The organism is Modestobacter roseus (assembly GCF_007994135.1).
Lineage (GTDB): Bacteria > Actinomycetota > Actinomycetes > Mycobacteriales > Geodermatophilaceae > Modestobacter > Modestobacter roseus.
Genome location: NZ_VLKF01000001.1, coordinates 2,138,779 through 2,159,246 on the forward strand (window position 1 = coordinate 2,138,779; position 20,468 = coordinate 2,159,246).

Genomic DNA, 20,468 nt, shown 5'->3' on the forward strand with positions numbered 1-20,468 from the left:
AGGACATGGACCTGCAGACTGTGTGGTTCGCCGCTGTCGCGGTGCTCTGGACCGGGTTCCTGCTGCTGGAGGGCTTCGACTTCGGCGTGGCCGCCCTGCTGCCGGTGATCGGCCGCAAGGAGGCCGACCGCCACCTGATGCTGCGCAGCATCGGCCCGCTGTGGGACGGCAACGAGGTGTGGCTGATCACTGCCGCCGGCGCCGTCTTCGCCGCCTTCCCCGGCTGGTACGCCACCTGGCTGCCCGCCCTGTACCTGCCCTTCGTGCTGGTGCTGTTCGGGCTGATCATCCGGGCGGTGGCCTTCGAGTGGCGACACTCGCACCACACCGCGGCCTGGGACAGCACCTGGACCCACGTCATCACCGCGGGCTCGCTGATCGCCGCACTGGGCATCGGTGCCGCGCTGGGCGCCACCACGCTCGGCCTGCCGATCGACGGCGACGGCAACCGGGTCGGCGGCGCGTTCGCCGGGGTCGGCTGGCCGGCGCTGCTGGGCGCGGTGGCGGTGCTCGCCTACTCGATGGTGCACGGTGCGGTCTTCCTCGCGCTGAAGACCGACGGCCCGGTGCGGGTGGCCGCCCGCCGGTTCGCCACCCGCTGGGCGCCGGTGGCCGCCCTGCCGCTCCTGCTGTGGGCCGGGCTGGTGCACCTGCGTTCGGGCACCGTGGTCACCGCCGGGCTGTGGCTGGTCGCCGCGCTGGCGGTGCTGGTCGCCTGGACGTTCATCCGGGTGGACCGGGAGGGCCCGGCGTTCACCGCCTGGGCGGTGGTGATGCTCGGTTCGGCCGCGACGATCTTCGGCGCCGCCTACCCGGTCGTCGTCCCCTCGACGGTCGACAGCGCCTTCGACGTCACGATCGCCGACGCCTCGGTCAGCGACTACACGCTGACCGTGATGACGTGGGCGGCCGCCGTCGGCCTGCCGATCGTGCTGGGCTACCAGGCCTGGACGTACTGGGTGTTCCGCAAGCGGCTGACCGCCGAGCCGGTCGAGCCCGCGGGGGAGACGGTGTCCGCGTGACCTCCCGCAGCACTCGGCGCCGGAGGGGCCCCTCCGGCGCCGAGGGGCGGGGGCCGCTGGGTGCCCTGGCGGGGGTGCCCGGGCTGCCCGGGGCGCTCGCCCGGTCCGCCGTCCTGGCGCTGGTGCAGACCGCCGGGGTGGTGTTGCTGGCCGCCGGGCTCGCCCGGGCGATCGCCGACGTGTTCTCCGGCACCACCCCGACCGCGGCGCTGGGGGTGGCGCTGCTCGGCGCCGCGGTGCGGGCCCTCGCCGGTGGGCTCGGCACCGTCGTGGCCACCCGGGACGCCCGCCGTGCGGAGGACACGCTGCGCCGCCGGCTGCTGGCGCGGCTGCTCGGCGGGCAGGGCGAGGCCGTGACCGCGGCAGGTGGCACCGGCCCGGCCGCCGTGCTGGCCACCACCCGGCTGCACGACCTGGGCCCCGCGCTGGCCACCTACCTGCCGGCGCTGGCGCAGACCGCCGTCGTCCCGCCGGTGCTCCTCGTCGTCCTCGGGGTCACCGACTGGCTGTCCGCCCTGCTGGTGGCGGTGACCCTCCCGCTGGTGCCGCTGTTCATGGCGCTGGTCGGGCTGCACACCCGCGACCAGACGGCCGAGTCCGCCCGGGCGCTGGACCGGATCGCCGGGCACGTCGCGGAGCTGGTCCGCGGGCTGCCGGTGCTCAGCGGCCTGGGCCGCGCCGCCGACCAGCTGACCGCCCTCGCCGAGCTCGGCGAGACGCACCGCCGGCGCACGCTGGCCACGCTGCGCACGGCGTTCCTCTCCTCCCTCGTGCTCGAGCTGCTCGCCACCCTCTCGGTCGCGCTGGTCGCGGTGACGGTCGGCGTGCGCCTGGTCGAGGGCGGCATCGGCCTGGACGTCGGGCTGCTCGCGCTGCTGCTGGCCCCCGAGGCGTTCGCCCCGCTGCGCGCGCTGGGCTCGGCCCACCACGCCTCGGAGGACGCCGCCGAGGCCGCGGCCGCCGCGCGCGGGGTGCTCGCCACCCCGCTGCCGCGCCCGGTCGTCGGCCCCCCGCCGGCCGGGGAGCCCCGGGGCATCACCGTCGCCGACCTGACCGTGCGGTTCCCCGGCCGGGGCGGCCCCGCCGTCACCGGGGCGGCGCTGACCGTCGCGCCCGGTGAGCTGGTCGCGCTGCGCGGGCCCAGTGGCTCGGGCAAGTCGACGGTGCTCGCGGTGCTCGCCGGCCAGCTGGGCGACGGCGCCGGCGTCGAGGTCACCGGCACGGTCCGGCGGCCGGAGGACGTCGCCGTCGTCCCGCAGTTCCCCCGCACGGTGGCCGACACGGTCGTGGACGAGCTGCGCCGGCACGCCGGGGACGTGGAAGACAGGGACGGGGACGCCGACCGGGCCACCGGGCTGGCGGAGACCGCGCTCGAGTGGGTCGAGGGCGGGCACCTGCGCGACCGGGCCTGCCGCACCCTCTCCCCCGGCGAGCTGCAGCGGGTCGCCCTGGCCCGCGCGCTCGTGCGCGTGCAGCGCGGCGCCCGGGTGCTGCTGCTCGACGAGCCGACCGCCTCCCTCGACGCCGCCGCCACGGCCCGGGTCGCCGCGGTGCTGCACCGGCTGCGCGGCTCGCTGTGCACCGTGCTCGTCACCCACGAGCCCGCGCTGGCCGCGCTGGCCGACCGCACCGTCGAGCTGCCCGCCCCGACCGGCACCCCGCCCCTGACCTCCGTTCCGCCCAACCTCCACCCCGCGGACGAAGCCCCCTCCCCGGGTTTCGGCGCCGAAACCCGGCCGGGTTTCGGCGCCGAAACCGGGAGTGCGACGGCGGGGACGGCGTCCGCGGGGCTGGGCTGGCCGCGGCGGGTGCTGGCGACGGCGGTCGGCTACGGCGCCGCCTCCACCGCGGCCGGCGTCGCCCTGACCGCGGTCTCCGGCTGGCTGATCGTGCGGGCCGCCGAGCAGCCGCCGATCCTGACCCTGCTGGTGGCCACCGCCGGGGTGCGCGGCTTCGGGCTGGCCCGGGCGGTGCTGCGTTGGCTGGAGCGGTTGGCCACCCACGACGCCGCCTTCCGGCTCGCCTCGACCACCCGGCTGCGGTTGTGGCGGGCACTGGTCGCCCAGGGGCCGGCCGCCGACCGCACCCCCGGGCGGGCGCTGGCCCGGCTGGTCGGCGACGTCGGCCTGGTGCAGGACCTGTCGGTGCGGGTGGTCACCCCGCCGCTGGTGGCCGGCTCGGTGCTGGTGCTGACCACCGCCGTGCTCACCGTGCTGGACCCGCTGGCCGGCGGCCTCGTGGCCGCGGTGCTGGAGGCCGCGGTGCTCCTCGTGCTGCTGGTGCACCGCTGGGCCGACCGGGGTGCGTCCCGCGCCGCCGCCGAGCTGCAGACGGTGACGCTGCGGGAGACCACCGCCGCCCTCGACGCCGCCGCCGACCTGCGCGCCCACGGCCTGGTCGCCGGAACGGTCGAGCGGCTGGACGCATTGGGCCGCCGGCAGGGGCGGGCGGCCCGGGCGGGCGCCGCCGCCGTCGCGGTCGGGGAGGCGCTGGCCGCCTTCGCCACCGGGTCCGCCGCGGTGCTGGCGCTCGCCGTCGGCGCGGCCGCCGTGCGTGCCGGTGACCTCTCCACCCCGGTGGTGGCCGTGCTGGCGCTCGCACCGCTGGCCCTGCTGGAGCCGCTGGCCGCGATCAACGCCGCGCTGCGCCACCGGCGGGCACTGTCCGACGCCCGGTCCCGCATCGCGGCGGTGCTGGCCGAGCCGGTGGCCGCCGATCCGGCGCCGGCCGAGCGGCTGCCCGCACCGCGGCCGGTCCGGGAGCTGGCCACCGAGTCGCTGTCCGCCGGCTGGCCGGGCCGCCCCGGGGTGCTCTCCGACCTCGACCTGGTCGCCACCGCCGGCACCGGCTGGCTGGTGGTCACCGGACCGTCGGGCACCGGGAAGTCGACGCTGCTGTCGGTGCTGCTGGCCGCGCTGCGGCCGTCGTCGGGCGAGTACGTGGTCGGCGACGGGCGGCGCCCGGTGCCGGTCTCCCGGCTCACCCGGGCCGACGTGCAGTCGGCGATGGCCTGGTGCCCGCAGGACGCGCACGTCTTCGACGCCTCGCTGCGGGCCAACCTCGCGCTGGCCCGGCCCCGCGGGGAGCTCACCGGTGCCGACGGGGAGACGGCGATGCGCCGGGCCCTCACCGACGCCGGGCTCGGCCCGCTGCTCGGCACGCTGCCGGCCGGGCTCGACACCCCGGTCGGGGCGGGTGGGACGTCGCTGTCCGGCGGGGAACGGCGGCGGCTGGCCGTCGCCCGCGCGCTGCTGGCCGACCGGGAGGTCGTGCTCCTGGACGAGCCGACCGCCCACCTGGACCCGCCCACGGCGGCGGCGCTCGTCGCCGACCTGCGCCGGGCGCTGGCCGGCCGGCTGGTCGTCTGCGTGACCCACGACCCGGCGCTGCCGGCCGGGGAGGACAGCGTGGTGGACCTCGGCACGCACGCACAGGTGGCGGCGCGCCGCTGATCGTTGCGAGACCCTGTGGTCCGCTCCCACCACGGTGATCATCGGGTCGTGAGCCTCGACGACCGCTTCGCCGCCGCCCTCGCTGCGGCGTCCCCCGACCCCGGCGAGCCGGCACTGCTCCCCGACCGGCTGGCGCGGGCCGCCGCCCGGGTGCTCGCCGTGGACGGCTCCGGGTCCGACGTGGGCGTGGGGTTCAGCGTGCGGGCAGGAGCCCGGGGCCGCACCCCGCTGGCCGCGAGCTCCGCCGAGGCCGGCCGGGCCGAGCGGCTGCAGTTCACCGTCGGCGCGGGTCCGTGCACGGCGGTCTACGACACCGGGCAACCGGTGTTCGCGGTGCCGACGGACCTGCGCTCCCGCTGGCCGGCCTACGCCGACCTGCTGTTCGCCCGCACCCCCTACCGCGGGGTCGTCTGCCTACCCCTGCGGTCGACGCTGACCGGCATCGGCGTACTCGACGTCTTCCTGGCCGAGCCGGCGGACGTGCCACGGCTGGACGTCTTCGACGCACTGGCGGTCGGCGAGCTGATCACCTCGGCGCTCGGCGATACGGCGCTGTGGTCGTCGTGGACGGCGGCGGACAGCCCGGCGTGGCTGCACACCCCGGCCGCTCTCCGCCGCGCGGCGGTCTGGGAGGCGGTCGGCCGGGTGGCGGCGGCGTGGGACGTCGACGCCCCCGCGGCGCTCGCCCTGCTCCGGGCGCACGCCTGGGCCACCGGCCGGTCGGTGGACTCGCTCGCCGCCGACCTGCTGGCCGGCCGGCTCACCCCCGCCGACGTCGCCGGCCGCCCCGCGGACTGACCGGCGTCAGCGCGGCTGGGGTGTCAGCGGCAGGGGCCTCAGCAGCAGGGCGAGTCGAGCGCGACGTCGACCCGCACCTCCGGTCCCAGCTGCGCGTCGATCAGCTCCAGGGCGTCGCCGGACCAGAAGCTGCCCGGGTCGTAGGCGCTCAGCGGCCGGTCGGATGGCAGCAGCCCCATCGCGGTGTAGGTGGCGGCGACCAGCTCGGCGCAGAAGACCGTGTCGTTGGTCTCGTGCCGCCGCAACCGGCCGTTGACCCAGCCGCGGGCCAGCCCCCGGGTGGTCGGGAACGGCTTGCCGTCCAGCCGGGCGATGGTGCGCAGGACGGCGTCCTCCATCTCCCGGGTCACCCCGCCGTCGTCGGCCGGGCCGACCAGCTGGCGCAGCCACGCCTGCTGGCCGTACCGCTTCTTCCAGACGCAGACGGCGTCGGCGAGGTCGTGCAGCTGCACGCCCCGCTGGTGCCGGCCGGTCCAGACGTCGGCCAGCGAGTGACCGAGCTCGGCGTGCCACAGCAGCGGTGGCAGGTCGTCGAGGACGACGGCCATCCCGACGTGGTTGACCGGGGCGTTGGTGACCGTCTGGATGGCGCGGTCGGCCAGCGAGCCGCCGCGGAACACCCACACGTCACCGGTCCGGGTCAGCTCGCCGGCCTCGTGCAACGAGAGGGCCCGCGCGGAGGTGCCACGCACGAACCCGGTGCGATTGTGAGCCACACCACTACGGTATCGGTCATGCGGGTCGGGAAGCTGCTCGGAGTCGCCGGGATCGTCGGGGTCGCCACGACAGGGGCGGTGCTGCTGCGCCACGAACGGCACCGCCGCGCCTACTCGGCCGAGGAGGTGCGGGCCCGGCTGCAGGGCCGGGTGGCGGAGGTGGCCGAGGCCCCCGCCGACCCGGACATGGTGCCCGACTGGCCGGCCGAGGTGCAGCGGCCGCAGCGCCACCCCATGGAGGTGCTGCTCAGCTCGGTCATGCGGATCGGGCCGCTGCGCCGGCTGGAGTTCCCCACCCGCGCGCACGCCGACCGCTGAGCCGGGCTCAGCCGCCGGACGGCAGCGCGATCCCCTCGTCCTTGAGGACGACGCCGCTGGCCCCGAGCTGCCGGGCGGCCTGGAGCAGCGCGACCAGGGTGTCGGCCGCCTGCGCGTAGCCGAGGCCGTGCGGTGGGCGCACGTTGGAGATGCAGTTGCGCTCGGAGTCCGCCCGGCCCGGCCGCGGGTCGTGCGTCAGGTACAGCCCGAGGCTGTCGGCCGAGCTCAGCCCCGGCCGCTCCCCCACCAGGACGACGACGATCGCGGCGCCCAGCGCGGCACCGACCGGGTCGCCGAGGGCCACCCGCGCCTGGTGCGCCAGCACCAGCGGCGCCACCGACCAGCCCGGCAGCCGGTCGAGCACCGCCGCCACCGTGCCGGCCGCGTGCTCGTGCACCGCCCGCGGGGAGAGGCCGTCGGCGATCACCAGCGCCAGGTCGCAGGTGCCGCCGGGCAGCGTCGTGCCGTCGGCGAGGCGGCGGCCGAGGTCCGGTCGCTGCAGGTAGGTGCCCCGGTCCGGGGCGGCGCTGTGCACCTCCAGCACGTCCAGGCCGACGCCGGCGGCGGTGAGCGCGGCGCGCACCCGGTCGCCGTCCAGCGCGGTGTGCACGGCGTCCCGGGCGGCGGCGTGCGCGGCGCGGAACTCGAGCTCGCGGGCCGTCGGCAGCCCGTCACCGGCCCGGCCCAGCGCGACCCGCGCCCGGGTCGCGTTCCGCAGCACGCCCCACGGGTCGGGGGCGACGTCGCTCATCGGGCCGCCGCCAGGAGCGCGCGGGCGGCCGGGGCGTCGGGGGTCAGCGCGCGCACCCGGCCGGCGTCGTCGAGCAGGTCCATCCGGGCCAGCCACGCCTCGAACTCCGGCGCCGGGCGCAGGTCCAGCACCGAGCGGGCAGTGAGCACGTCGGTGAACGACAGCGACTGGTAGTGCAGCATCACGTCGTCCGAGCCCGGGACGGCGATGACGAACGCGCAGCCCGCCGCCCCCAGCAGCAGCGTGAGCACGTCGGTGTCGTCGCCGTCGACGTCGGTGTGGTTGGTGTAGCAGACGTCCACGCCCATCGGCAGGCCGAGCAGCTTGCCGCAGAAGTGGTCCTCCAGCCCGGCCCGCACCACCTGCTTGCCGTCGTAGAGGTACTCCGGCCCGATGAACCCGACGACGGTGTTGACCAGCAGCGGGTCGAAGTGCCGGGCGACGCCGTAGGCGCGGCACTCCAGGGTCTGCTGGTCGACCGGCCCGTCGACGCCGTGGTGCGCGTCGGCGGACAGCGCCGACCCCTGCCCGGTCTCGAAGTAGGTGACGTTGCTGCCGACCGTGCCCCGGCCCAGCTCCAACGCCCCGGCCCGGGCCTCGGCGAGCTGGTCGAGGGTGACGCCGAAGCCGCGGTTGCCCGCCTGCGTGCCGGCCACCGACTGGAACACCAGGTCGACCGGGGCCCCGGCCTCCAGCGCCCGCAGCGTGGTGGTCACGTGCGCCAGCACGCAGGACTGGGTGGGGATCTCGTACCGGCTGATCACCGCGTCGACCAGCTCCAGCAGCGCGATGGTCTGCGCCGGGGAATCGGTGGCCGGGTTGATCCCGATCACGGCGTCGCCACTGCCCTGCAGCAGCCCGTCCAGGATCGAGGCGGTCACACCGACGGCGTCGTCGGTGGGGTGGTTGGGCTGCAGCCGGGACGCCAGCCGGCCGGGCAGCCCCAGCGTGCTGCGCAGACCGGTGACCACCCGGGTCCGGCGGGCGACGGCGACCAGGTCGGCGTTGCGCATCACCTTGGAGACCGCGGCGGCCATCTCCGGGGTCAGCCCGCGGGCGAGGCCGGAGATGGCCGCCTCGTCCCGCTCGGCCGCCCGGGCCAGCAGCCAGTCGCGGAACTCCCCCACCGTCAGCGCGGCGACCGGGGCGAAGGCGGCGCGGTCGTGGGTGTCCAGGATCAGCCGGGTGACGTCGTCCTCGTCGTAGCCGACCACCTGCTCGGTGAGGAAGGTGGCCAGCGGGACGTCGGCGAGCACGTGCTGGGCCGCCACCCGCTGCGCCTGCGACTCCGCGGCGACGCCGGCCAGCACGTCGCCGGAGCGGGCCGGGGTGGCCTTGGCCAGGACGTCGCCGAGCGAGCGGAACTCGTACGTGTGCCCGCCCAGCGTCGTCCGGCGCACGGTCATTCGAGCTCCTCCTCCGCCGCGGCCAGCAGCGCGAACTCCTCCTCCGGGGCCGAGGCGACCAGGTGGTGGCGGCTGTGCAGGGCGAAGTAGGCCAGGAAGGCGAGGAACGCGCCCAGGGTCCACAGCGCCGCCGTCCGGTCGACCAGGAACGTGGCGACCACCGCCGCGGCGGCGAGCACCAGGGCCACGCCCGTGGTGACCGTGCCGCCGGGCGTGCGGTAGGGGCGGGGCAGGTCGGGCTCGCGGCGGCGCAGCACGATGTGGCTGACCATCATCAGCACGTAGGACACCGTCGCCCCGAAGACGGCCATGTTCAGCAGCATCGCGCCCTGCCCGGTCAGCGAGAGCGCGAAGCCGATCGCACCGGGCACCAGCAGGGCCAGCGTCGGGGCCTTGCGCCCGTTGGTCACCGACAGGGACCGGGGCAGGTAGCCGGCCCGGGAGAGCGCGAAGGTCTGCCGGGAGTAGGCGTAGATGATCGAGAAGAAGCTCGCGACCAGGCCGACCAGCCCGGCGTAGTTGATCACCGTGGTCAGCGCGCTGGAGGCCCCGGCCACCTCGAGCGCCTCCACCGGTGGGTTGCCGCTGGCCGACATCGCGGCCGAGCCGCCGGCGCCGGCGGTGAACACCAGCATCAGCACCGCCAGCACCAGCAGCAGCCCCATCGCCGCGACGATCCCGCGGGGCAGCGACCGGGCCGGGTCGCGGGCCTCCTCCGATGCCAGCGGCACGCACTCCACCGCCAGGAAGAACCAGATGGCGAACGGGAAGGCGGCCCAGATGCCGATCAGGCCGAAGGGCAGGAACTCCGAGGCGCCGGCGGCGTCGGTGGGCGCGATGTCGGTCAGGTTGGCCGCGTCGAAGGCCGGGATCGCGCCGACCAGGTAGAGCACCAGGCCGGCCACCGCGACCGCGGCGATCACCAGCATCACCTTCAGCGCCTCCCCGACGCCGAGCAGGTGGACGCCGATGAACAGCGCGTAGGCCGCCAGGTACACCCACCAGCCGTCGGTGATGCCGAACAGGCCGAGGGACTCGACGTAGGCGCCGATGAAGGTGGCGATCGCCGCCGGGGCGATCGCGTACTCGATCAGCACCGCCACCCCGGTGGCGTAGCCACCCCACGGGCCCAGCGCGCGGCGGGCGAAGGTGTAGCCGCCGCCGGCGGTCGGCAGCGCCGAGCCGAGCTCGGCCAGCCCGAAGACCATCGCCGAGTACATGACGGCCATCAGGACGACGGCGATCAGCAGCCCGCCGAACCCGCCCTCGGCCAGCCCGAAGTTCCAGCCGGCGTAGTCACCGGAGATGACCGCGGCGACCCCGAGACCGGCCAGCAGCACCCAGCCGGCGGTGCCCCCGCGGAGCTGGCGCCGCTCCAGGTAGCCGGTGCCGACCGTCTCCGCCTCCACCCCCCGCCCCGGTCCGTGCGGTGCGTGGGTGGGTGCGGGCTCGACGGTCATCGCGGTCCTCCGGCTCGGGTCCCCCGGGTGAGGTGGCAGCCAGCGTCTTCCGGTCCACCCCGCCGGTCAACGGGGTGCGAACGATCGGAACACCGAGTTCACGAGCGGCGTCACCGACGGCTCATGCACCGTCCAGCGCGGCGGCTGCCAGCTCGGTCGCGTACGGGTGGCCGAACAGCCCGGCGAGGCCGCCGGTGTGCAGGAAGACGGTGCGCCCGCCCGGGCGCAGGGTGCCCTCGGTGACTGCCGCGACCAGCCCGGCCAGCGCCTTCGCGGTGTACACCGGGTCGAGCACCAGGCCCTCGGTGCGCGCCGCGGTGCGCAGCGCCGCCGCGGCCGCCGCCGTGAGCACCCCGTACCCCTCGCCCACCTGGTCCCGCCGCAGCCGCAGCGCACCGGGGGTGGCACCCAGCGCCGTCGCCAGCTCGTGCACCCGGGCCTCCGGGTCGGGCACCGCACCGGTGTCGACGCCGACGACGTGCTCGGCGCCGAGCCCGGCGACCAGGCCGGCCATCGTGCCGCCGGAGCCGACGGCCACCACCACGGTCTGCAGGTCGGGGAGTTGCTCGGCGAGCTCGGCGGCGCAGGCCAGGTAGCCGCGCGCCCCGGTCGGCGTCGACCCGCCCAGCGGCAGCACGGCGGGCACCTCACCCGCCGCCCGCAGCTGCCCGGCGACCGCGGCCATCCGCTCCTCGGCGTCCTCGCCCGGTGCGCAGACGACGACCCGGGCGCCGAAGAGCTCGTCCAGCGCGAGGTTGCCCGGTCGCGCGGCGGAGGGCTCCCCGGTGAGCACCAGGACGGCGCGCAGACCCCGCTGGGCCGCTGCCGCGGCGGTCATCCGGGCGTGGTTGCTCTGCACGCCGCCGGTGGTGACCAGCACCGTCGCCCCGGCCGCCTCTCCCGCGGCGACGAGGTGCTCCAGCTTGCGCACCTTGTTGCCCCCGCCGAAGGACGTCAGGTCGTCGCGCTTGACCCAGAGGTCGTCCGGGCCGAGCCCGACCGCCCGGGCGAGCCTCGGGGCGGGCTCCAGCGGGATGGGCCAGGACGACAGCCGGACGGGTGCGGTGCTCACGGGAGCACAGCCTGGCCGGTCCACCCTCGCCTGGCCAGTGCCGTGCGGTCAGCGGAGCTCGAGCAGCTCCAGGTCCCGCACGTAGCTGCACACCCCGAGGTGCGCGCGCGCCGCCGCCGGGCGCAGCACCCCGCCGACCGGCCGCAGCACCACCGCGACCGGACGCCGCCCGAAGGACACCGGCTGCGCCCAGCCCCACGCCGGCAGCACCGGTCGCCGCACCTGCTCGCCCTCGACGCCGAGGACGAGCACCGCGGCCAGCACCGCGGCCAGCGACACCGTGCCCAGCGCAGCGGGCAGCCCGGCGTGCTCGGCGAGGAAGCCGATCACCGGCGGGCCACCGAGCAGCCCGGTGTAGCCGACCGTGGTGGCCAGCGCCACGCCCGAGGGGCCGCCGAGGGCGCCGGCCCGCGCGATGGCCAGCGGGAAGACGTTGGCCAGGCCGAGGCCGACGAGCACGAAACCGGCCAGCGCGACCGGCAGCGACGTCGTCGTCACCGCGGCCAGGGCGCCGGCCGCGGCCAGCAGCGCGCCGCCCACCAGCAACCGCCGCTCACCCAGGGCGAGCACCAGCCGCCCGCCGGCCAGCCGGCCGACGGCCATGGCCGAGGAGAAGCCGGCGTACCCGGCGGCCGCGAGGGCCGGCGCGGCGGCCACCTGCTCGCGCAGGTGCAGCGCACCCCAGTCGCTGAGCGCGCCCTCGCCGTAGGCGGTCGCGCCGGCCACGGCGCCGAGCAGCACCAGCACGCCGGTGGGACGGCGCCCGGGCACGACGTCGGCAGCGGGGCCGGTCGCGGCGGTCACCGGCCGGCCGGTGTCGCCACCGAGGAGCACCGGCCCGGCCCAGGCCATCGCCGCCAGCCCGACGACCGCCACCGCGGCCAGGTGCGGGGCCACGCCCATCGCGGCGGCGGCGACCCCACCCAGGAGCGCACCGAGCAGCCCGCCACCGCTGAAGGCGGCGTGCAGCCCGGACAGCAGCGGGCGGCCGGCCCGCGCCTCCACCTGCACCCCGACGCTGTTGGCGGCGACGTTCACCGCACCCGTGGCGGCGCCGAAGAGGACCAGCCCGGCGCACAGGGCCGGCACCGACCCGGCCAGTCCGGGCAGGACGGCGGTGACGGCGGCGCCCACGCCCGCCAGCGCCGCCACCCGCCCGGTGCCGAACCGGGCACACAGCCCGCCGGTGACCTGCATGCAGGCGAGTGCGCCGAGCGAGAGGCACAGCAGCGCGACACCGAGGGCGGTGTGGTCCGCGCCGGTGGCGACGCTGACGTCGGGCACCCGGGCGGCCCAGCTGCCGAACACGAACCCGTCGAGACCGAAGAGGACGGCGACGGCGGTCCGCAGCCGGCGCAGCGAGGGCGGCGGCGGGGCGGGGCGACGAGAGGGCAGGGAGAGGACCACGGCAAGACCTTCGGGGAGTGGGCGCGCAGCACCGCGGAACGGCTGGCGGGGGTCGGGGAGCACACGACCTCGGGCGCTGTCCTCCACGGTGCCAGCCCAGCGTGTGCGCCGCCGGTCCCGACGCCGTGAGAGCGCCCACGGTGTCGCCCCACCGGGCCCACCCGGCCCTGCGGTTGCCGGTTGCCCGATCCCCGCGCAGGGTCGGACCATGACCGGGACCTTCACCCGCGGCCTGCTCGCCGGCGCCGCCGGGACCACCGCACTCAACGCCGCCAGCTGGCTGGACATGGCCGTGCGCGGCCGGTCGGCCAGCGACCTGCCGGCGCGCACCACCGACGCCCTGGCCGACGCGGCCGGGTGGTCGATCCCCGGCCGGGGCAGCGAGCGGGAGTCCCGCCGCACGGCGCTGGGCGCGCTGACCGGGATCGCCAACGGCCTGGCGCTGGGCGTGGTCTCCAGCGCGGTGCGGTCGGCCGGTGTGCGGCTGTCCTTCCCGGTCGGCACGGTGGTCAAGGGCGCCGCGTCGAGCGCGGCGACCAACCTCCCGGTGGCGGCGCTCGGGGTCAGCGACCCGAGGTCGTGGAGCCGGCAGGACTGGCTCTCCGACGCCCTCCCGCACCTGGCCTACGGGGCGACCGTGCAGGCGGTGGTCTCCGGGCTGCCGACGCCGCGGGAGCGGGCGCTGCCCCGGCAGAAGGCGCGCGCCGGGCTGGTCGGCCGGTCGTTGCTGCTCGGGGTGGCCGCCGGCGGTCGCAGCTCGCTGGGCGTCGCCGGCCCCACCCTGACGGCGCAGGACACCGGGGTGGTCAAGAAGCTGGCGTCGCTGGCCGCGGTGGCCGGTGAGGTCTACGGGGACAAGCAGCCCGGCGTCCCGGCGCGGACCAGCCCGCAGGTGCTGCCCGGCCGGCTGGTCAGTGGCGCCGGTGGCGGCGCGCTGCTCGCCCGGCGGGCCGGGGCGAACGCCGCCCTGCCGTCGACCGCCGGGGCCCTCGGCGCGCTGGCCGGCTCCTACGGCGGCCTCGCCTGGCGGCGGTGGGCCGGGTCGTTCATGCCGGACTGGCAGGCCGCCGTCGTGGAGGACGCCGCGGCCGTGCTGCTCAGCCTCACCGCGTGCCTGCCGGGACGGCGGCGGTCGACGCGCGTCACGCGCGTCTACCACCCGCCTCGCGCCTGAGCCGGTCAGCCAGTCCAGTCGGGGTCGCGGCCGGTGAGCGCCAGCGCGCGGTCCAGCGGGTTCGCGTCTTCCGGCACCGGGACGGCGGGGCCGTACCAGCCGCCGTCCCGGCCCATGGGGGCGACCTGCTCGACGGCCGCGAGCGTGACCGGGGCCAGGGTGGCGGAGAGGAACAGCGGTGCGCCGACGGCCGTGGCCAGGTCCCAGCCGTGCACGACGAACTCGGTGAGCATCAGCGGGCCGACGACGGCGGCAGGCACCGTGGCGCCGCCGAGCACCGTGTCGCCCTGCCAGGCGGCCGGGTCGGCCCAGGCGTCGGCGGCGGCGTCCAGCTCGGGGGCGATCGCGGCCGCCCACTGCTCGGGCAGCAGCCCGTCGAGGAACGGCGCGGGCCGCCCGGGCGTCGGTGGGTCCAGCGGCATCCGGGTGGCGGCCCGCTGGGAGATCAGCGCCGCCCAGGCGAGGTGGTCCAGCAGCGCGCGGACGTCGAAGTCGGCGCAGGGGGTGCGGGCGGTCAGGTGCTCGGGGCGGACGGCGGCCAGCGCGCCGGCGGCCAGGTCGGCGGCCGAGCGGACAGCAGGAGGCCCGGAGACGGGGTCGGTCACGGGGCCTGATCCTGCCCGGTGACCGAGTCGGCCGCAGCGAGCAGCCAGCCGGGGCCGGTGACCCGGGCAGCGGCCGGGAGCCGGGCGCGCAGCCCCCGGTCGGCGGTCACCACCAGGACGTCGTCGTCGCCGTCGGCCAGCTCCCCGGCGGTGGCGGCGAGCGCGTCGTCGCCGCTGCCCGCGGCGCGGACCAGCCGGATCCCGGCCGGGGACTCGACGTCCCGGGCCTGTCCCTCGACGACGGCGACCAGGGCGGTGACGACGACCGGCGCACCGTCGGGCCCGTCGAGGGTCGACGTGCGCAGGGCGGCGAACCGGTCCAGCAGCCGGGCCGTCGCGCCGGCCCGGTCGCGCCACCAGCCGTCGGGGCGGGAACCGAGCACGTTGGCGACGTCGACCAGCAGGACGGTCACGAGGGTCAGCGCCGGCGGGACGAGTTCAGCATGGCGGTGCCGGCGACCACGGCCAGCGCGACGACGGCGAGCCAGAACAGGCCCTTGAGCACCCAGCCGACGATGCTCAGCGCGACCCAGACGAGCACCACCAGGGCCAGCAGGAGCAGCAGTGTCCGCAGCACACCCCGACCGTAGGGCTCCTGGGGCGGCTCCGCTCAGCCGCCTTCGGCCGCGCCGATGCGCCAGTACCCCATGAACGCCACCGAGGTGCGCGGGACGCCGAGATCGCGCACCAGCCGGCGGCGCAGCTTCTTGACCATCCCGGCCTCCCCGGCCAGCCACGCGTAGCAGCCGTCGGCGCGGGCCTCGGGGACCTCCCAGAGCAGCCCGTGCTCCAGGTCGACGTCCTCGGGCTCCAGGCCGGGGGTGGGCTTGGCGACGCCGAGCTCGCACAGCGCAGCGTGCACGGCCGGGCCCAGCGCCTCACCACGGGCACGGGCGCCGCGGACCAGCCAGCGGACCTCGACCCCCGCGGGCACGCGCAGGGAGAGCACGTCACCGGCCACCGGGACCTCCAGCACCGCGATGGTGCGGCGCCCGGCGGGCAGCGCCTCCACGATCGCGCTGATGGCCGGGACCGCGGTCTCGTCGCCGGCCAGGAAGAGCGTGCCGTCGGCCGGCGGGGCCCACTCGACGCCCCAGGCGCGGCCGGTGCCCGGCCGGTCGGGGCCGAGGACGACCATCCGGTCGCCGGGCACGGCGTCGGCGGCCCACGTCGCAGCCGGGCCGGCGTGGCCGTCGTCGATCCCGTGCAGGACGACGTCGACGTCGAGCTCGCCGAGCTCGGGGCGGACGGCGCGGACCGTGTAGGTACGCAGGTACGGGCGCCGATCGTCGGGCAGCGCGCAGTACTCCTGGTACCAGCCGGGGCCGTCGGTGAGCAGCTCCTCGACGGGGGCGCCGTCCCGGGAGAGGACCAGCTTGATCCGCTGGTCCGCGCCGCCGGCGCCGAAGCCGGCCAGGTCCGGGCCGGCGAAGGTGAGCCGCAGGAAGGTGGGGCTGAGCCGGTGCACGCGGGCGACGCGCACGGAGAAGAAGCGGTAGCCGGGCGCCGTGGCCGGAGCCGAGACCGCCGACGCGGTGCGGGCGGGACGTTCGGTCGTCGCCGTGCTCATGGTGCTCCCCGGATCGGCAGACCGGCGCTGCCGCGACCGGACCCAGGTGAGGTTAGCCTAACCAGCCCGCCCGAGGGAACCGCCTGCCGAAGATCGCAGCTCCGCACGTCCACGGCCCACCTTGCCACCTGTTCTGGGCCACTCGCGTTCAGTCCTCGCCGGTCGCGGTCTCCACCAGCCGGCACAGGCCGTTGACCAGCCGCAGCTGCTCCGGGGTGTGCACCGGTGAGGTGAGCAGGGCGGGGCTGCCCACCAGGTAGGCGACGGTCCTGGCGCGGGACAGCGCGACGTTGAGCCGGTGCCGGTCGAGGAGGAACTCCAGCCGGCGCGGCACGTGGGCACCGCTGGAGGCGGCGAGCGAGAAGATCGTCACCGCGGCCTCCCGGCCCTGGAACTTGTCGACGGTGCCCACCTCGACCGTGCCCAGACCGGCGGCGGCCAACGCGCTGCGCACCTGGTTGACCTGCGCGTTGTACGGCGTGACGACGAGGACGTCGGCCTGACCCATCACCCGCTCGCGGCCCCCGGCACGCCACGGCCGGCCCATCAGGTCACCGACCAGCTCGGCGACGACGGCAGCCTCCTCCACCGACGCCGCGCCGTTGCCCTCGTGCACCACGGGCACCCAGCCGAGCCCGGCCGGCGCCGCCCAGCGCGCCGGCGCGTCCAGCTCGTTCTCCGCGGTCACCCAGGCCGGCTGCAGCTGCCCGTCGTAGGCCAGGCCGCTGACCACCGAGCACAGCGCCGGCGCCATGCGCCACGACCGGTCGAGGAAGACCCCGCGGTCGGCGGGGAGCACCTCGTCGTCGCCGAGCACGTGCTCCAGCGCGGAGCGGTCGGCGCCGTCGGGGTGGATGCCACGGCCGGGCTGCCGCAGCTGTTGCGGGTCGCCGAGCAGCACCAGGTTCCGCGCGGCGCGACTGACCGCCAGGGTGTTGGCCAGCGACAACTGCCCGGCCTCGTCGACCACCAGCACGTCGAGCCGCCCGGCGAGCTCCTCGCGGGCGAACAGCCACGAGGTGCCGGCGACCAGGTCGACGTCCCCGGCATCGAGGGCGTCGACGACCTGGCCGTTGCTGCCGACGCACTGCACGTCGCGGTCGCTGCACCGCTGCAGTTCGTCGGCCTTCTGCAGCGCCCGGACCGGCACCCCGGCCTCCCGGGCGGCGGCCATCACCGCGTCGAGCAGGTTGCCGATCACCTTGTGGCTGGAGGCGGTCAGCCCGACCCGACGGCCGGCGCGGACGAGGTCGACGACCGCCTGCGCGCCGGTGTGCGTCTTCCCGGCGCCGGGCGGCCCCTGCACGGCCAGCACCCCGCCGTCCAGGGCCGCGGCCAGCCGGCGCACCGCCACCCCCGGCTCCTCCCCCGGCTCGCGCAGCCGGGATCCGGGAGCCAGCCGCGGCGGGCGCCGCAGCAGCAGGTCGCGGGCGGCCCGCCGGGGGCCGTCGGCGTCGATGCCCGTGACGGCCACCTGCTCGCCCAGCTCGGCGAGCGCTGCCCGGAACAGCGCGTCGCTCGGCGGCGCGGTCGGCAGCAACCCGGTGGGGTGCTCGGCGGCCATCGCCGTTCCCCGGGCGAGCACGACCCAGCCGGCGGTCGGGTCGACGTCGACCACCGAGCTGGTGACCCGTGACCCGTCCGCGGCCGGCAGCAGGTGCTCGAACCGGGAGCCCGCCGACACCTTGGTCTCCTGCGGCGGGAACGAGTAGCGCCAGTGCTGCGAGCGCCGCTGCGCGCCGAGGAACTCGGGGTCGGTCAGCGGGCCGAGGGCGGCGGTCTCCCGCTCCAGGTCGTCGGCGGGGAGGTCGCGCAGCCGGAAGTACTCCCACCAGGCCGACCGTGCCTCGCGGGCGTGCCAGCCCAACTGCTGGGCGAGCAGCCAGGTCCCCTCCTGCTCGGGAGTGCGCCCGGCCGGCGGCAGCCCGGTGGTCAGCCGGTCCTCGAGCTCCTCGCGCATCGCCTGCGCGGCCACGAGCTCCGCGGACGCGTCCGGGTCGCCGTCGGCCGGCCGGCGCAGCTCCGCCCCGGACCGGAGCAGCTCGGTGCTGCGCTCCTCCAGCCAGTCGCGCAGCTGCTGGGTGGAGACGCAGTCGTCGCGGTTGTAGGCCTCGATCTGGTCGAGCATCCCCTGGTCGCGGGTGGCCAGCCAGCGTTCGAAGGCGACGATGCTGTCGCCGGCGTCGGAGACCTCGTCACCGTGCGCGCGGGTGTGACCGCGGTAGTAGTCCTCGACCTGCTTGATCGAGTACGACTCCTTGCTCAGCCGCAGCCCCTGCCGGACCACGGCGTACAGGTCGACCAGGACGTCGGCCCGCAGCAGCCGGTCGACGTCGGCCTCACGGGTGCCCAGCCGGGCGGAGAGGGTCTTGAGCCGGGTCGGCTCGTAGGGCGCGTAGTGGTAGACGTGCATGGTCGGGTCGGCCGCGTGCGCGGCGGTGAGCTGGTCGACCAGCGCCTCGAAGGCGCGCTGCTCGGCGGTGGCGTGGTCGTCGCCGTCGGGATCGCAGCCCCAGTGGGCGGTGAAGCCACCGGCGGTGTCGAGGACGCCCCACAGGTACTCCAGCCCGGCGTCGCCGGCGAACGGGTCGCCCTCGATGTCGAAGAACAGGTCGCCACGGCTCGGCGGGGGCAGCAGCTCGAACCCGCGGCCAGGCTCCCGCGGGAGGAACTCGTAGGACGGCTGCCCGGTGGTGCGCTCGGCCACCTGCAACCGGGCCTGCTGGGTGAGCCGCTCCCGGGAGGTGCGGCCGATCGCATCGGGCAGGGCATCGGGGCCGCGCCCGGCGAGCGCGCGCACCGTGGGGATGCCCGCCTCGGTGAGGGCGAGGGCGTGGTCCCGGCGCATGAACGCCACCAGCGACAGGGAGTCCTCCTCGCGCCAGCGGTCGGTGCACGTCTCCCGCCACGGGCAGACGCCGCAGTGCGCGTTCGGATAGGGCGGCGCGAGCGCGCCGTCGTCCAGCCGGTCGAGGAACCGCTGCCGGGTGCTCCGGGTGTAGGCCTCCGCGTCGGCGTAGCGGAAGACCAGTTCCTGCTGGTCGCCGGTGACGACGGTGAGCAGCTCCGGCGGCGTGCCCTGCAGCGCCGCCAGCAGGTCGCCGTAGAGCGCCATCTGCAGGAGGGCGGGGACCTTGATCCGACGGGCCAGCTTGGTGTCGGCGACGTCGTAGGCCCACGGCCCCAGGTCACTGACCCGGTCGGTGCGCTTGAGCAGGAAGTCGGCATGCCCCCGCCAGGTGCCGTCGGTGAAGGTGGCCTGGTAGACCACGTCGGCGCCGGCGCGCATCGCGGCCAGGGTGTCGGCCTGGGCCCGGCGCAGGGCGGCGGGGTCCTTGCCCGTGGGGGCGGCGATCTCCACGACCGACAGCCCCCGGTCACGCAGCCGCTGCAGGTGCCGGGCCTCGTGCTCGATGCCGTGCGCGGCGACCAGCTCGGTCATCGGGTCGACGGCGGGCGGCCGGGTGCGCTCCCCGCGAGCCACCTCCAGGGAGAGCCGGGTCAGGTGTTCGCACTCCAGGAAGCCGGTCAGGTCGCTCGCGCTGACCACCAGCCCGCCGTCGATCTCGTACACCGCGCCCCCGTTCCCTCCCCCTGGCGGAGGAGCTGCGGACGACGCTAGGGGCAGGGTCCGACGGTTCCCGGCGGGGGCACCTCGCCGATCGACGGAACGATCATGGACCGGTACCTATAGTCATGAGTCGTGTCTGCCACGCTGTCCTCCGTCGCGGCCTACGCCGGGGTCAGCACCAGCACCGCGAGCCGGGCGCTCTCCGGCCACCCCGCGGTGCTGCCCTCCACCCGGGCCCGGGTGGAGGCCGCCGCAGCGGCGCTGCAGTACCAGCCGAACCGGATGGCCAGCGCGCTGCGCACCCGCCGGTCGGGGCTGATCGGCCTGGTGGTCAACAACCTGCGGAACGCGACCTTCCACACCATCGCCGAGACGCTGCAGAACTGGGGCGCCGGCCAGGGCTACCAGGTGCTGGTCTGCACCACCGGCGGCGACCCCGCGCGCGAGGCGGCGTTCCTGCACACGGCGCGCACCCACCACTTCGACGGCCTCGTCGTCGCCGGGTCCGGCGCCAACACCGACCTGGTCAACACCCTGGTCACCGACGGGCGGGCCGTGGTGACGATGAACCGCGAGGTGCCCGGCTCGCTGGCCCCGTCGGTCATGTCCGACTACCGCACCTCGGCCCGGCTGGCCACCGAGCACCTGCTCGCCCTCGGGCACGAGCGGATCGGGGTGGTGGAGGGCCGGGCCGACGTCACCTCCGGCAGGCTCAGCGACGCCGGCTTCCGCGACGCCATGAGGGCCGCCGGCGTCCCGGTCTCCCCGCAGCTGGTCGCGTGCGGCCCCTTCGTCGTCGACTTCGGCCAGCAGGCGGCGGCGGCCCTGCTCAGGCTCCCCGAACCACCCACGGCGCTGCTGGTGACCAACCACGAGGCGTCGCTGGGCGTGCTCCAGGTCATCGCCGCCACCAAGGTCCCGGTGCCCGAACGGCTGTCGGTGGTCTGCACCGAGGACGAGCCGGCCTGGGCGTGGTGGACCCCGCAGATCACGACCGTCGACAACCGCGCCGACCTGCTCGCCGAGCGCGCGGCGGCCGTCCTGCTCGCCCAGCTGGTGGGCGCCGAGAGCGCGTACCCGGTGAGCCGGGAGGAACTGGTCGAGCCGGCGCTGGTCGAGCGGGCCTCGACGGCGCCGCCGGCCTGA

17 protein-coding genes are annotated in these 20,468 nt (G+C 76.8%); 6 read left to right on the top strand and 11 right to left on the bottom strand.

Features of this window, described 5'->3' with window-relative positions:
* Positions 1-5: 5 nt before the first annotated feature.
* From cydB to JD78_RS10190, 3 genes are read left to right on the top strand one after another with little or no spacing between them, the layout of a single operon-like run.
* The gene (gene cydB, locus JD78_RS10180; protein ID WP_166521108.1) at positions 6-1,022 is read left to right on the top strand and encodes a cytochrome d ubiquinol oxidase subunit II; all 1,017 of its coding nucleotides are present in this window, start codon (positions 6-8) and stop codon (positions 1,020-1,022) included.
* Positions 1,019-4,474: a thiol reductant ABC exporter subunit CydC gene (gene cydC / locus JD78_RS10185; protein ID WP_166521109.1), complete on the top strand. Its 3,456-nt coding sequence runs from the start codon at positions 1,019-1,021 to the stop codon at positions 4,472-4,474. Before cydB ends, cydC begins: the two co-directional genes overlap by 4 nt.
* A gap of 48 nt (positions 4,475-4,522) precedes the next feature.
* Entirely contained in the window at positions 4,523-5,272 is a 750-nt protein-coding gene (locus tag JD78_RS10190; protein ID WP_153362172.1) for a GAF domain-containing protein, read from the top strand.
* Positions 5,273-5,310: 38 nt separating this feature from the next.
* Here JD78_RS10190 and JD78_RS10195 read toward each other — a convergent pair whose 3' ends face one another.
* The gene (locus tag JD78_RS10195; RefSeq protein WP_228395401.1) at positions 5,311-5,988 is read right to left on the bottom strand and encodes a hypothetical protein; all 678 of its coding nucleotides are present in this window, start codon (positions 5,986-5,988) and stop codon (positions 5,311-5,313) included.
* 18 nt (positions 5,989-6,006) lie between these two features.
* On the opposite strand from JD78_RS10195, the gene JD78_RS10200 reads away from it, so the two are divergent.
* Positions 6,007-6,306: a hypothetical protein gene (locus tag JD78_RS10200; RefSeq protein ID WP_153362173.1), complete on the top strand. Its 300-nt coding sequence runs from the start codon at positions 6,007-6,009 to the stop codon at positions 6,304-6,306.
* A gap of 7 nt (positions 6,307-6,313) precedes the next feature.
* Here JD78_RS10200 and eutC read toward each other — a convergent pair whose 3' ends face one another.
* From eutC to JD78_RS10225, 5 genes are all read right to left on the bottom strand, one after another.
* The gene (eutC, locus tag JD78_RS10205; RefSeq protein WP_153362174.1) at positions 6,314-7,057 is read right to left on the bottom strand and encodes an ethanolamine ammonia-lyase subunit EutC; all 744 of its coding nucleotides are present in this window, start codon (positions 7,055-7,057) and stop codon (positions 6,314-6,316) included.
* Entirely contained in the window at positions 7,054-8,463 is a 1,410-nt protein-coding gene (locus tag JD78_RS10210) for an ethanolamine ammonia-lyase subunit EutB (protein WP_153362175.1), read from the bottom strand. Before JD78_RS10210 ends, eutC begins: the two co-directional genes overlap by 4 nt.
* Positions 8,460-9,923, bottom strand: coding sequence for an ethanolamine permease (gene eat / locus JD78_RS10215; RefSeq protein WP_153362176.1), 1,464 nt, complete (start codon positions 9,921-9,923; stop codon positions 8,460-8,462). The genes JD78_RS10210 and eat overlap by 4 nt, the downstream gene beginning before the upstream one ends.
* Before the next feature lie 121 nt (positions 9,924-10,044).
* A complete protein-coding gene (locus JD78_RS10220; RefSeq protein ID WP_166521110.1) occupies positions 10,045-10,995 on the bottom strand; it encodes a pyridoxal-phosphate dependent enzyme in 951 nt (316 codons plus the stop codon).
* Between the two features lie 48 nt (positions 10,996-11,043).
* On the bottom strand, positions 11,044-12,402 hold the full coding sequence (locus JD78_RS10225; protein ID WP_243731018.1) for an MFS transporter: 1,359 nt from the start codon (positions 12,400-12,402) through the stop codon (positions 11,044-11,046).
* Positions 12,403-12,610: 208 nt separating this feature from the next.
* Here JD78_RS10225 and JD78_RS10230 point away from each other — a divergent pair, with 208 nt between their 5' ends.
* Entirely contained in the window at positions 12,611-13,576 is a 966-nt protein-coding gene (locus JD78_RS10230) for a hypothetical protein (RefSeq protein WP_153361825.1), read from the top strand.
* A 5-nt stretch (positions 13,577-13,581) separates the two neighbouring features.
* Here the strand turns inward: JD78_RS10230 and JD78_RS10235 are convergent, their stop codons facing one another.
* From JD78_RS10235 to JD78_RS10255, 5 genes are all read right to left on the bottom strand, one after another.
* A complete protein-coding gene (locus tag JD78_RS10235; protein WP_153361826.1) occupies positions 13,582-14,181 on the bottom strand; it encodes a TIGR03086 family metal-binding protein in 600 nt (199 codons plus the stop codon).
* Entirely contained in the window at positions 14,178-14,594 is a 417-nt protein-coding gene (locus JD78_RS10240; protein ID WP_166521111.1) for a hypothetical protein, read from the bottom strand. The genes JD78_RS10235 and JD78_RS10240 overlap by 4 nt, the downstream gene beginning before the upstream one ends.
* A 5-nt stretch (positions 14,595-14,599) precedes the next feature.
* A complete protein-coding gene (locus JD78_RS10245) occupies positions 14,600-14,758 on the bottom strand; it encodes a hypothetical protein (protein WP_166521112.1) in 159 nt (52 codons plus the stop codon).
* A 33-nt stretch (positions 14,759-14,791) separates the two neighbouring features.
* Positions 14,792-15,751, bottom strand: coding sequence for a siderophore-interacting protein (locus JD78_RS10250; protein WP_153361827.1), 960 nt, complete (start codon positions 15,749-15,751; stop codon positions 14,792-14,794).
* A gap of 148 nt (positions 15,752-15,899) precedes the next feature.
* On the bottom strand, positions 15,900-19,325 hold the full coding sequence (locus JD78_RS10255) for a TM0106 family RecB-like putative nuclease (RefSeq protein ID WP_166521113.1): 3,426 nt from the start codon (positions 19,323-19,325) through the stop codon (positions 15,900-15,902).
* Positions 19,326-19,454: 129 nt separating this feature from the next.
* On the opposite strand from JD78_RS10255, the gene JD78_RS10260 reads away from it, so the two are divergent.
* Positions 19,455-20,468 (top strand): LacI family DNA-binding transcriptional regulator, encoded by a 1,014-nt coding sequence (locus JD78_RS10260; RefSeq protein WP_153361828.1) that lies wholly within the window; start codon positions 19,455-19,457, stop codon positions 20,466-20,468.

Excerpts from the sequence above, each read along its gene's own strand:
- JD78_RS10210 (WP_153362175.1), bottom strand. The coding sequence starts at position 8,463 with ATGACCGTGCGCCGGACGACGCTGGGCGGGCACACGTACGAGTTCCGC.
- JD78_RS10230 (WP_153361825.1), top strand. The coding sequence starts at position 12,611 with ATGACCGGGACCTTCACCCGCGGCCTGCTCGCCGGCGCCGCCGGGACC.
- cydB (WP_166521108.1), top strand. The coding sequence starts at position 6 with ATGGACCTGCAGACTGTGTGGTTCGCCGCTGTCGCGGTGCTCTGGACC.
- eat (WP_153362176.1), bottom strand. The coding sequence starts at position 9,923 with ATGACCGTCGAGCCCGCACCCACCCACGCACCGCACGGACCGGGGCGG.
- JD78_RS10250 (WP_153361827.1), bottom strand. The coding sequence starts at position 15,751 with ATGAGCACGGCGACGACCGAACGTCCCGCCCGCACCGCGTCGGCGGTC.
- eutC (WP_153362174.1), bottom strand. The coding sequence starts at position 7,057 with ATGAGCGACGTCGCCCCCGACCCGTGGGGCGTGCTGCGGAACGCGACC.
- JD78_RS10200 (WP_153362173.1), top strand. The coding sequence starts at position 6,007 with ATGCGGGTCGGGAAGCTGCTCGGAGTCGCCGGGATCGTCGGGGTCGCC.